Source organism: Burkholderia sp. Tr-862, from assembly GCF_011753085.1.
GTDB classification, from domain to species: domain Bacteria; phylum Pseudomonadota; class Gammaproteobacteria; order Burkholderiales; family Burkholderiaceae; genus Burkholderia; species Burkholderia ambifaria.
This window is the reverse complement of the sequence record NZ_VWWG01000045.1, coordinates 1-12,033: the sequence shown is the minus strand read 5'-3', so window position 1 is coordinate 12,033 and position 12,033 is coordinate 1. Positions and strand designations below refer to the sequence as shown.

The window sequence follows — 12,033 nt, the reverse complement described above, 5'->3', positions numbered from 1 at the left end:
CCGACATGAGCCATACGCTTCATCTGATCCAGAACGTGCTGCTCGGCTTCGTCGCGGTGCTCGCCGTGCTCGCGCTGTTTTCCGGCTTCATCGCGCGCCGCGTGACGCGCGCGTTTCCGCCCGAAGGCCGCTTCGTCGACATCGGCGGCGATCGCATCCACTACGTCGAGTACGGCAGCGGCCCGCCGCTCGTGTTCGTGCACGGGCTCGCCGGACAGTGGCGCAACTTCGCGTACCTGCCGCTCACGCGGCTCGCGCAGCACCATCGCGTGATCCTCGTCGACCGGCCCGGCGCCGGCCGCTCGCTGCGCGGCGCCAGTTCGCAGGCGAACGTGTTCGCGCAGGCCCGCACGATCGCCGCGTTTCTCGATGCGCTGCAGCTCGACCGGACGGTGCTCGTCGGCCACTCGCTCGGCGGTGCGATCGCGCTCGCGGTCGGCCTCAACCATCCGGAGCGCGTGAGCCGGCTCGCGCTGATCGCGCCGCTGTCGCACGAGCAGACCGAGCCGCCGGCGCCGTTCAAGCCGCTGATGCTGCCGTCGCCGCTGGTGCGCCGCTTCGTGTCGTGGACCTTCGCGGTCCCGCTGACGATCCTGACCGGCCGCAAGGCCGTCAGCCAGGTGTTCGCGCCGGAAGCCGTGCCGCGCGACTTCCCGGTAAAGGGCGGCGGTTTGCTCGGGCTGCGCCCGCATGTGTTCTACGCGACGGCGACGGACCTGCTGTCGGCGCCCGTCGACCTGCCCGCGATGGAGCGACGCTACGCGGAGCTCGCGCTGCCGGTCGACGTGCTGTACGGCCGCGCCGATCCGATCCTGAACTGGCGCGTGCACGGCGAGGCACTGGCGAACAAGTCGGCGCGCGTGCGGCTGACGGTCGTCGAAGGCGGACACATGCTGCCGGTCACGATTCCGGACGCGACGGCGGACTGGCTGCTCGAGGTTGCCGCCGCGCCGGTCGATGTGCCGGCGCAGGGCACGCACGTCGAGCATTGAGCGTCACCGGGTTGACGGGGCGGTCGCGCGGACGATGACGGCGCCCCGGCGCTGCGGGGCGGATGCCGGGCACCGCGCGCCGGTCACGCTTCGTCGTCGGGCAGCGACAGCCCGAGTTCCGTGATCACCTCGCGTGCGCTGCGGAACGCTTCGACCGCGGCCGGCGCACCCGCGTACAGCGCGCTGTGCAGCAGCACCTCGCGGATCTCGACGAGACTCGCGCCGTTGTTGAGCGCGCCGCGCACGTGGCCCTTCAGCTCCGCGCCGCGGCCGAGCGCCGCCAGCATCGCGCACGTGCAGAGGCTGCGCGTCTTCAAGTCGATGCCGCCGCGCTGCCAGGTGCTGCCCCATGCGTGCTCGTTCAGCCAGTTCTGCAGCGGACGCGAAAATCCGTCGAGGTCGCGCATCGCGCGCTCGACGAATGCGTCGCCCATGACTTCGGTGCGGCGTGCCTTGCCCTGTTCCCTGTCCTGTTCGCTCATGTCGGTGTCCTGTCTGAAGTCGCGGCCGCTTCGGTGTCGCCCGCGGCCGGGTGGGTTCGCGTCATGTTCGCGGCACGCGGGCGTTTCGTCAAAGTGGCGGCGTTCCGGTCGCGGCCACCCGCGTCGCGTAGCGTCGGGACGAACGCTACGTAACATCGCGCCGCGCGTTACGGCGCCTTACGGGAACATCACGGCAACCGCGTTCAGCCCAGCTGTCGCGCCCGTCGCACGAAACCGCCATTCCTCCGTTTAAATCGCGGCGATATTCCCGATTTCCGCAACAAAGCGCCGGTGCGTCGCGCGAAAGATGCCATGGCGCGGAATTTGCAGTAATGGCCCGGACACAACTTCCAATGTCGAGGGCACCATGCACCATTACTTCAAAAAAACGACGGTATCGCTGGCCGTCCTGTCGCTCGTCACACTCTACGGCTGCGGCTCGGTCGACGGGCCGGTCACGCCGTCGGTCAAGCCGAGCACGTCGGGAACGTCCGGCATTTCGGGGACTTCGGGGACGTCGGGGACTTCGGGCGCATCCGGGAACACCTCAACGGGTACGTCCGGTGGCGGTAGTTCGGGGACTTCCGGTGGCGGCTCGTCGGGAACGTCGGGAGGCGGTAGTTCGGGGACTTCGGGCACCTCGGGCACCTCCGGTACGTCGGGCACCTCCGGTACGTCGGGCACTTCGGGCACTTCGGGCACTTCGGGCACTTCCGGCACCTCGGGCACCTCGGGCACCTCGGGCACCTCCGGTACGTCGGGCACTTCCGGCACTTCCGGCACTTCCGGCACTTCCGGCACTTCCGGCACCTCGGGCACCTCCGGTACGTCGGGCACCTCCGGCACTTCCGGCACCTCGGGCACGTCCGGTACGTCGGGCACGTCCGGCACTTCCGGCACTTCCGGCACTTCCGGCACTTCCGGCACCTCGGGCACCTCCGGTACGTCGGGCACCTCCGGTACCTCGGGTACTTCCGGCACGTCGGGCACCTCCGGTACCTCGGGTACTTCCGGCACGTCGGGCACCTCCGGTACCTCGGGTACTTCCGGTACTTCGGGTACTTCGGGTACTTCGGGTACTTCGGGTACTTCGGGTACTTCGGGTACTTCGGGTACTTCGGGTACTTCGGGTACTTCGGGTACTTCCGGCACGTCGGGCACCTCCGGTACGTCGGGCACTTCCGGCACGTCGGGCACCTCCGGTACCTCGGGCACTTCGGGCACTTCAGGCACCTCCGGCAACGTCACCCCGCTCGGCAACGTCCTCCAGCAAACCGGCACGCTCGTCACGGGACTTGGCACGACGGTCGCAAACGGCGGTGCGCAGGCCGGCGGCGTGCAAGTCCCCGGCACGAACCCGGCGACGGCCACCAGCATCGGCAACGCGGTCACGAGCCTCGGCAACGGCGTGCAGTCGCTCGGCAGCGGCGTCGCGGCGGGCCTCGGCTCGATCGGCGTGTCGCCGAACCCGCTCGGCCCGACGCTCACGTCGACCACCGGCCTGCTGACCGGCGCCGGCGGCGCGGTCAACAACCTCGGCAACGCAGTGACGAGCCTCGGCAGCGGACCGCTGTCGCCGCTCGCGCCGGCCACGACCCTGGTCGGCGATCTGGTCAACGCGGTCGGCACCGCGGTCAACTCGACCGCATCGGCGCTGAACACGGCGCTGAACACCGCGCCGGTCCAGCAACTCGAAACGCAGCTCGGCAGCGTGATCAACCCGATCACGAACACGCTGACCGGCGGCGTCACGACGCCGGGCGCCGCGCAGACGCTCGGCAACGCGACCCTGCTCGGCGCCCCGCTCAGCGGCCTGCTGAGCACGCTCGGCAGCGGCCTCGGCCTGGCCGGTTCGCAGGTCGGCAGCGCGACCGGCAACCCGGTCGGCACGAGCGCCGGCGGCAGCGTGTCCCAGCTCGGCAACACGGTGTCGTCGACCGGCGGCCTGCTGTCCAGCGGCAGTTCCAGCAGCGGCACCAACCCGCTCGCCCCGATCACTGGTCTGCTCGGTACGCTGACGGGCGGCCTCGGTGGCGGCAGCAGCTCGAGCGGGTCGGGCGGCACCAGCGGGACGAGTGGTACCAGCGGCGGCCCGCTCGCGCCGATCACCGGCCTGCTCGGCACGGTGACGGGTGCGCTCGGCGGCCTCGGCTCGAGCGGAACGAGTGGCACCAGCGGCACCAGCGGCTCGGGTGTCGGCGGCCTGCTTGCGCCGGTCACCGGCCTCGTCAACTCGCTGACCCCGCTCGGCGCCAGCCTGACCGGCACGGTCACGACGCCGGGCGGCGGCCTCACCGGCAACCTCGGCGGTGCGTTGACGAGTGGTCCCGTCGGCACGTTGACGGGTTCGCTAACGTCGCCGGCCGGCGCGTTGGGCGCGCTCGGCACGGCCAGCCCGAGCGGCGCGGCCGGCACGGTGACGACGCCGTCCGGCAGCGGCGCAGTCACGACCGGCCTGACCGGCAGCTCGACCGGTGCCGCGGGCGGCACGAACAATCTGCTCGCGCCGGTGACGAACCTGCTCGGCGGCCTGCTCGGCGCCACCCCGAAGAAGTAACGCTGCACCCATCAAAACCACAGGCCAATGGCCGGGCGCGTACCAATCCAATGCCCGGCCGACGGCCGGCGTCACCCGCCAAGCGGGGGCGCCGGCCCTCATCCCGACGAGGATTCGATCATGAATTCCACCATCGACGGCATCGCCGCGGTCCAGGACCGCCCGCCCCGTTCCGCCACACCATTGCGCGCCGGCCTGCTCGGCATCGCAGCCGGCCTGTTCGCGCTGTGGATCACGCGCGACCAGCCGACCCTCGACGCGGCCACACGCGCGGTCATCGCCAGCCTTGCGATCATCGGCACGATCGCGCTGCACGAAATCTTCATCTCGCGCGTCTACCTGCGCCCGAGCGCGGGACTGTCGCGGCAGGCCGTGCGCACGCTCGGGCTCGCCCGCGTCGCGACGCGGCTCGGCGCGCTGACGTCGATCTACGCCGGCATCGGCCTGCTCTACTGGCTGCTGCCCGAATATCACGGCGCGTTCTACCTGCCGTTCTGGTCGCTGTTGCGCTCGCTCGCGCCGTACGTGATCGTCGCCGCGCCGTTCTACTTCGCGTGGATGGATCGCCACCAGCGCGAGACCGACGACGCGTACCTGCTGTGGGGCCGCCTCCTGTTCCGCCGCGAGAAGCCCGCGAGCTGGCAGCCCGTGCGCGAGATGCTCGCCGGCTGGGGCGTGAAGGCGTTCTTCCTGCCGCTGATGACCGTCTACCTGTCGAAGGACGCCGATCACCTGAGCGCATCGCTCGCGAACGCGCTGCACGCGCCGATGACGCTCGCGACCTTCGTGTTCCTGTACGACCTGTCGTTCACGATGGACCTGATGTTCGGCACCGTCGGCTACCTGTGCACGTTCCGCATCCTCGACAGCCACGTGCGCACCGTCGAGCCGACCACGCTCGGCTGGGTCGCCGCGCTGATGTGCTACCAGCCGTTCTGGTCGCTGATCTCGAACAACTACATCCGCTACGAAGGTTCGCTGTTCTGGGACAACTGGCTGTTGTCCGCGCCGACGCTGCGCGTGATCTGGGGCGCGGTGATCATCCTGCTGCTGATGACCTACGCGCTGTCGACGATCTCGTTCGGGCTGCGTTTCTCGAACCTCACGAACCGCGGGATCATCACGTCGGGCCCGTACCGCTTCACGAAGCATCCGGCGTACATCGCGAAGAACCTGTCGTACTGGATGGTGTCGGTGCCGTTCGTCGAGCCGCTCGGCTGGCAGCTGGGGCTCATGCACTGCGCGGGGCTCGTCGCGGTCAACCTGATCTACTACACGCGGGCGAAGACGGAAGAACGGCATTTGATGCGGGATCCTGACTATCGCGCGTATGCGGAATGGATCGCGCAACACGGGTTGTTCGCGCGGATCAAGCAGGCGTTCGGGGGGCGGCAGGCGGTGTGAGGGTGTCTCGTGCTCATCGGTTCGATGAGCGCCTCGAGCATGGCAGCCCGGCGGAACGCGTGCGATCGATGCAGCGACTGCGCCGGTCGCCCACGTGCGACACACATGCATTCGCGATGTCGGACGCCGGGCCCTGTTCACGCAAACGCATCGCCATCACACGCCGCTCGCTTGCGACCGATTGTCGCGAAACACGCCGATTCCCCGCGTTTCATCGCTTTTCTCCCGCTGTGCGATTGCCCGCCCCGTGGTGGTCGCGTATGGTGCTGACCGTCCGCGCGCGCCTGTCGCCGGACCTCCGACCGTCGTCCCGCACGACGGCCGCGCGGGCCGTGCCCGCCGTCACCGTCTCCGCGGCACCGTCCTTCGGCGCCGCGCGTTCATGAGGAGAGAGGCGTGATCCACAAAGTCCTGATCCTGTTCGCACTCTGCATCGCGGGCCTCGCCGCGATCGCCGCCGGTTTCCAGCACATCCCCAGCTGATTCGCGGCCCCGGCTCGCGCGTCGAGCCCGGGGGCCGCTTCCCTGTCCCTTCCCCGTTGCGATGAACCCCTTTCTCGATGCGCCCGGGACGGGCGCCTTTTGCCATGCGTATCGACGTACAGCATTCCCAGCATGACATCGACGATGAACTCGACGCGCTCCATGCGCGTTTGCACCAGCCGGGCCATCGCCTGCACGGCCTGCCGGCCGTCGCGCTCGGCGACTCGGGCCTGATCGTCCGCCACCGCGAGGCGGACGGCGAATACTTCCTTTACGTCGAGGATCCGTCGGCCCGGCAGCTCGCCGGCTACACGATCTTCAACCGGTTGCCCGAACTCCCGCGCCGCGCGGACCGCTACCTGCGCGCACCGCATACGCGGCTGCGCGGTTCCGCGCAACGCAAGGGCCTCGCGACGACGCTGTATCGCTGGGGACTCGACGCGGGCCTGTGCCTGATCAGCGGCGCACGACAGTCGGTCGGCGCGGCGCAGCTGTGGACCGCGCTCGCGCACGACTACCGGCACGGCTTCGTCGACGTCGAAGGCCGCGCGCTGCGTTATCTCGGCGAAGCCGTCGCGGATCACGTGCACGGCGCGCTGCATACGCGCCGGCTGTTGCTCGGCGACGGGTGGACGCTCGGTGACCTGGCGCGGGCAACCGGAATGACGGACGTCGCTGGCGCAAGGTGTCAGGACGCGAGATGTCAGCAGGAGGGACGCGAACTCGCCCATCTGCGCGGCGCCGCCAACGCTCGTCGCGTCGCTCACGCCGATCACGCGTCGATGCGATAATCCGGCGGATTCGCGCGACGCCGCCGCGCAAACCACCTACCGACACCCGCCTCGATGGCTACCGAGCCCCGAACCGATTCCGAACGCCGCATCGACATCGTCGCGCTGTGCGGCAGCCTGCGTGCGCAGTCGTACAACGCGGCGCTGCTGGATGCGGCAGCACGCGTCGCGCCACGCGGGATGCGCATCACGCGCTTCGATCGTCTCGGCGAATTTCCGTTGTTCAATCCCGATGCCGAACATCCGTCGCCGGCCGCGGTGCGCGACCTGATCGAGCGGCTGAACGCCGCGGACGGCCTGCTGATCGCGAGCCCGGAATACGCACACGGCGTGACGGGCGTGATGAAGAACGCGCTGGACTGGGTCGTGGGATGCGAAGCCGTCGTGTACAAGCCGGTCGCGGTATTGAACGCGTCGCCGCGCGCGACGCATGCGGACGCGGCGCTGCGGGAAACGCTGTCGGTGATGTCGGCGTGCATCGTCGAGCGCGCGTCGATCGCGCTGCCGATTCTCGGCAGCCAGCTCGATGCGGCGGGCATCGCCGCGCATCCGCCGTTCGCGTCGGCGCTCACCGATGCGTTGCACGCGCTGCGCGCGGCGATCGACGCGCAGGCGCCGGGCCGCTAGACAACAATCGACGCGGCCGACCGCGTGCGCTATCGCGCCTTGGTGCGCGTGGTCTTCCTCGCCGGTTTCGCCGGCTTCGCGGCCTTCGCGCGCGGCGCTTCCTTCTCCGGCTGCGCGCCGCCGCCGGCCAGATCCTCGAGCCACGCCAGCGCATCGATATACGACAGGAATTGCTGCAGATATTCCGGCGACAGCTCGCGCATCGTCGCGAGCGACCGATGCACGAGGCTGTTCGAATTGAGCGGCCCCGCGTTGCGCGGCACCTGGTCGAGCGACTGGCGATACTGCTGTTCGGTCCGGACCTTCGACCACATCGTGCGGAAGTAGTCGATCAGCTCGGGATCGACACCGCGCCGGTCGGCCTGCGCATCGCGCGCGAGTTGCTCGACGAGCCCGCCGAGCGCGCCGCGTGCAGGCGCCTGCGCGGCGGATTGCGCCGTCTCGCTCGCGGCTGCCGCTTCACCGGCTCGCGCGACGATCTCCGCAAACCCTGCCAGCAGCGTCGCGAGCCGCGCATCGAGCAACGCGCGCGCGTCGCCGTCGAACGCGGCCGCGCGCTTCTCGAGCGCGTCGAGTCGATGGAAACGCACCGGATCGAGCCGGTCGGCGCCCTGCTCGCGCCACGCGTCGAGCGTCGCGCGCACGTGCGTCGCGTCGTCCGTCACTTCGGCTTCCCTCCGTTCGATGCGGACTTGCGCGGCACCGGTGCGATCTCCACGCGGCGGTTCTTCGCGCGGCCTTCGTCGTCCGCATTCGAGCTGACCGGCTGCTCGGAACCGAACGCGGCCGCGAACACCGACCGCGCCGGCACGCCGGCGTCGATCAGCGCCCGCGTGACCGTCAGCGCGCGCTTGGCCGACAGCTCCCAGTTGTCCGCGAACTGGCGGTTGCCGGCGCGCACCTGCTGGTCGTCGGCGAAGCCGCTGATCATCAGGATCTCGTCGCGCGTCTTCAGATAGGCGGCCAGCGGCCCGGCCAGCGTCTTCAGCAGATCGCGGCCCTCGGGCTGCAGCTGGTCGGAGTTCAGTGCGAACAGCACGGCGCCGCTGATGCCGATGCGACCGTTCACGAGCGTCACGCGGCCGGCCGCGAGCGGCCCGGCGAGCGCCTGTTCGAGCGACTTGCGCTGCTGCGCCTCCTGCTGGCGCGCACGCACGGCTTCCTCGAGCTTCGACGTGAGCTGCAACTGCATGCCGATCACGCCGACGAGAATCAGCACGAATGCGCCGAGCAGCACCGACATCAGGTCGGCGAACGCGGGCCACACCGGCGCGGAAGGCGTGCCGTCGTCGATTTCGTCATGCATGCGTTACGCTCCGACCGATGCCCGCCGACCGGCGATCTGCTGCAGGTCTTCGACGATCTGCTTCTGCGACATCATGCTCAGGTCGATCACCTCGCGCGCCTGCGCGACGTAGTACTCGAGCTGCTCGTCGCTGCGCGCGAGCGACTTCTCGAGCGCGGCCTCGATGCGCTGCAGGTGGTTCAGCAGCTTGTCGTTCGATTCGCCGAATATCTGCACGGCCGCACCGAATGCATCGCCGAGGCTCGCGACCTCGACGGCGCCCGCCGTGACCTGCGCGGCCACCGCATCCAGCTTGCGCGTCTCGGCATCGACCGTGTCGTTGAAGCGTGCGCCGACGCGATCGAGCAGGTCGGCCGACGTGCTGACGAGCGCGTCGATCGCGGTGCGCTGTTCGGTGGACGCGTGATTGACCGCGCCGAGCAGCGTTTCGAGCGTCGCGAGCAGGCGGCTACGCTCCTCGAGCATCGCGGTGTCGCGCACCATGCTGTCGGACAGCCGCTGGCGCAGCTCGGCGACGACGTCGGCCGCGGCCTTCGGCGCTTCCGACGCGGCCTGCACGAGGCGCGAGATTTCGTTGATCGTGTCGCTCGCGTGCACCTGCGCCTGCGCGGTGATGTCGTTCGCCGTGCGGGTCAGCGTGTCGCAGATGTCCTGCTGGCGCGTCGCGGCCTGTTCGCTCGTGCGCGCCCATTCGTCGCGCAGCGCGGCAGCCATCGCGGCGAGCGAGTCGTTCCAGGCGGACAGGCGTTCTTCGTCGCGCGCAGCCAGTTGCGTCTGCAGGCCCGTGTGCGAATCGCGGATCGTCGACAGCAGCTCGTTCGAGCGTTGTTCGAACGTCGCCGCCTGAGTGGTGAGATCGCGCGTCGTTTGCGCAAGCGCGTCGCAGATCTCCTGCTGACGGCCCGCGCTGTGCACGCCCGCGCGCTGCCACTCGTCGCCGAGCTTCGTCGCCATCTCCGTGAGCGAAGCATTCCATGCCGACAGACGTTCTTCGTCACGCGCAGCCAGTTGCGTTTGCAGGCCCGTGTGCGAATCGCGGATCGTGGACAGCAGGTCGTTCGAGCGTTGTTCGAACGTCGCCGCCTGAGCGGCGAGGTCGCGCGTCGTTTGCGCAAGCGCGTCGCAGATTTCCTGCTGACGGCCTGCGCTGTGCACGCCCGCGCGCTGCCACTCGTCGCCGAGCTTCGTCGCCATCTCCGTGAGCGAAGCATTCCACGTCGCCAGACGTTCTTCGTCACGGGCAGCCAGTTGCGTCTGCAAGCCCGTGTGCGAATCGCGGATCGTCGACAGCAGATCGTTCGACCGTTGTTCGAACGTCGCCGCTTGCGCGGTCAGATCGCGCGTCGTTTGCGCAAGTGCGTCGCAGATTTCCTGCTGACGGCCCGCGCTGTGCGCGCCCGCACGCTGCCATTCGTCGCCGAGCTTCGTCGTCATCTCCGTGAGCGAAGCATTCCATGCCGACAGACGTTCTTCGTCACGCGCAGCCAGTTGCGTCTGCAGGCCCGTGTGCGATTCGCGAATCGTCGACAGCAGATCGTTCGAGCGTTGTTCGAACGTCGCCGCTTGCGCGGTCAGATCGCGCGTCGTTTGCGCAAGTGCGTCGCAGATTTCCTGCTGACGGCCCGCGCTGTGCGCGCCCGCACGCTGCCATTCGTCGCCGAGCTTCGTCGCCATCGCGGTCAGCGAAGCATTCCATGCCGACAGGCGTTCCTCGTCGCGCGCGGCCAGTTGCGTCTGCAACCCCGTATGCGACTCGCGCATCGCGGCGAGCACCGCACCCGAATGCCGCTCGAACGTTGCGGCGGCGTCGCCCAGCGCCTGCGTATGCTGGCCGGCCAGCGTCTCGCCGACCTGCTCCTGACGCGCGAGCGCGTCGCGCCACGCGTCGGACAGGCGGCTTTCGGTCGATTCGAGGCGCGTCGCGACGCCGTCGAGCAGGTCCGTCGAACGCTGCGCGAAGGTGTCGGTGAACTGGCCAAGTGTCGTCTGCAGCTGCTGCGCGACGGCGTCGCCCGTGCGGCGCTGCTCGTCGAGCGCGCGGTTCCATACGGCCGTCACGTTTTCAGTCGTCTTCTCGAAACCGTCCGTCAGCCCGTCGAGCTGACGCTGCACGGCGCCCGTCACGGTGTCGCGCAGTGCGGCCATCTCCTGCGCGAGGCCCGTCATCGTCGCCGCGACGACCGGCTGCAGCGCGGCGCCGGCCACGCGCGCGCTTTCGGCAGCGCTTTCCTTCAGCGCGTCGCCGACGTTCGAGGCCAACCCGGCATACGCGCGCTCGGTGCGATCGAAGAACGCCTGCTGGCTTTCGATCTGGCGATCGTGCAGCGCGACGCTGCGCGCCTCGAGCGTCGTCATCATCGTCTGCAGCCGGTCGACCAGCGCCGGCATCACGTCGGCCTGGCGCTGCAGCAGCCGGAACGATTCGTCGCGCTGATGCGCGGACGAATGCACGCGCAACGTCGTCGCGATCTTCGCGTCGAGCTGCTGGCCCGCGTCGACGCGTTCGCGGCGCACGAGCGCGGACAGCAGGCCGAGCATCGCGGACGTCGCGACACCCGCGATCGACGTGCCGAACGCGAAGCCGAGGCCCTTCACCGGCGCGATCAGCGATGCGCGGATCGCGTCGAGGTCGGTCGCGCTTTCGAGCGCGGCGCCCGTGCCCTTCAGCGTCACGACCATCCCGAGCAGCGTGCCGAGCATGCCGAGCAGCACCAGCAGGCCGACGAGATACGGCGTCAGCGACGGGCCCGGCAGCGCGACGCGCGCGCCTTCGACCCGCGCACGCACCGCGCCGCGCAGGCCGGGGTGCAGCGTATCCAGCCACGTGTCGAGGGTCGCCGGCGGTTCGGTCAGGCCGGCCACCGCGCGCGACAGCGTGGCGGTCGCCTGCCGGTAGCGCAGCAGTTCCCACGCACCGGCGACGTAGCACGCGCCGATCAGCAGCGTGACGGCCGCCGCGAGCGGGTTCGACGCGACATAGCCGACGCCAATCCAGCAGACTGCGAGCAGGCCGGCGATGAAGACAACGAGATCAAGACGAATTCTGGACATAGCGTAGGGATTAGCAGGTACGAAGGGCTGCGAGCAGCCCGTCTACCGTTTGAAACCGGACTTCGAGTTCGGCGAGCAGGATGCTTCGCATCTCGTCGCGGAACGACTCGAGCCACGTGCTGGGCACGATCACCGCGGCGGACGGCGCGCCGCCATCGGCGCCGGCATCGGCTGCCGCTTGCGCGTCGGCCAGCGCCTGCCGTTCCGCGTCACGCAGCCGCTCGAAGCGCGTGCCGAGCAGCGCGGGCACGGCGGACAGCAGGCTGCGCTCACGCGCGCCGAGCACGCGCTCCATGATCGCGTCGAGCGCCGCGAGCCGCGCCATCCCGGACGAGCGCGA

At 69.7% G+C, this 12,033-nt stretch carries 11 protein-coding genes; 5 read left to right on the top strand and 6 right to left on the bottom strand.

Annotated elements, in window-relative coordinates:
- Window positions 1–5: 5 nt before the first annotated feature.
- Entirely contained in the window at window positions 6–992 is a 987-nt protein-coding gene (locus F3J14_RS15150; protein WP_166723678.1) for an alpha/beta fold hydrolase, read from the top strand.
- Between the two features lie 83 nt (window positions 993–1,075).
- Here F3J14_RS15150 and F3J14_RS15145 read toward each other — a convergent pair whose 3' ends face one another.
- Both F3J14_RS15145 and F3J14_RS36195 read right to left on the bottom strand, forming a co-directional pair.
- A complete protein-coding gene (locus F3J14_RS15145; protein ID WP_166723677.1) occupies window positions 1,076–1,474 on the bottom strand; it encodes a carboxymuconolactone decarboxylase family protein in 399 nt (132 codons plus the stop codon).
- A gap of 426 nt (window positions 1,475–1,900) precedes the next feature.
- Window positions 1,901–2,866, bottom strand: coding sequence for a highly repetitive protein (locus F3J14_RS36195; RefSeq protein ID WP_348771997.1), 966 nt, complete (start codon window positions 2,864–2,866; stop codon window positions 1,901–1,903).
- On the opposite strand from F3J14_RS36195, the gene F3J14_RS36190 reads away from it, so the two are divergent.
- From F3J14_RS36190 to F3J14_RS15125, 4 genes are all read left to right on the top strand, one after another.
- Complete coding sequence (locus tag F3J14_RS36190; protein ID WP_348771996.1) at window positions 2,811–4,031, top strand: collagen-like triple helix repeat-containing protein; 1,221 nt, start codon at window positions 2,811–2,813, stop codon at window positions 4,029–4,031. The two genes, F3J14_RS36195 and F3J14_RS36190, sit on opposite strands and share 56 nt — an antisense overlap.
- Window positions 4,032–4,151: 120 nt before the next feature.
- Window positions 4,152–5,435 (top strand): isoprenylcysteine carboxylmethyltransferase family protein, encoded by a 1,284-nt coding sequence (locus tag F3J14_RS15135; RefSeq protein ID WP_166723675.1) that lies wholly within the window; start codon window positions 4,152–4,154, stop codon window positions 5,433–5,435.
- Window positions 5,436–6,022: 587 nt separating this feature from the next.
- Window positions 6,023–6,709 (top strand): histone acetyltransferase, encoded by a 687-nt coding sequence (locus F3J14_RS15130; RefSeq protein WP_211080357.1) that lies wholly within the window; start codon window positions 6,023–6,025, stop codon window positions 6,707–6,709.
- Window positions 6,710–6,763: 54 nt separating this feature from the next.
- The gene (locus F3J14_RS15125) at window positions 6,764–7,336 is read left to right on the top strand and encodes an NADPH-dependent FMN reductase (RefSeq protein ID WP_166723673.1); all 573 of its coding nucleotides are present in this window, start codon (window positions 6,764–6,766) and stop codon (window positions 7,334–7,336) included.
- A 29-nt stretch (window positions 7,337–7,365) separates the two neighbouring features.
- Here F3J14_RS15125 and F3J14_RS15120 read toward each other — a convergent pair whose 3' ends face one another.
- The 4 genes from F3J14_RS15120 to F3J14_RS15105 all read right to left on the bottom strand — a co-directional run.
- Window positions 7,366–8,001 carry a DUF2894 domain-containing protein gene (locus F3J14_RS15120; RefSeq protein ID WP_166723672.1) on the bottom strand — a complete coding sequence of 212 codons (636 nt, stop codon included), beginning with the start codon at window positions 7,999–8,001 and terminating at the stop codon, window positions 7,366–7,368.
- On the bottom strand, window positions 7,998–8,642 hold the full coding sequence (locus tag F3J14_RS15115; RefSeq protein ID WP_166723671.1) for an OmpA family protein: 645 nt from the start codon (window positions 8,640–8,642) through the stop codon (window positions 7,998–8,000). Before F3J14_RS15115 ends, F3J14_RS15120 begins: the two co-directional genes overlap by 4 nt.
- 3 nt (window positions 8,643–8,645) lie before the next feature.
- Window positions 8,646–11,693 carry a DUF802 domain-containing protein gene (locus F3J14_RS15110; protein WP_166723670.1) on the bottom strand — a complete coding sequence of 1,016 codons (3,048 nt, stop codon included), beginning with the start codon at window positions 11,691–11,693 and terminating at the stop codon, window positions 8,646–8,648.
- Between the two features lie 10 nt (window positions 11,694–11,703).
- Window positions 11,704–12,033 (bottom strand): DUF3348 family protein (locus F3J14_RS15105; protein ID WP_166723669.1); only part of this gene is annotated, 330 nt, incomplete at its 5' end.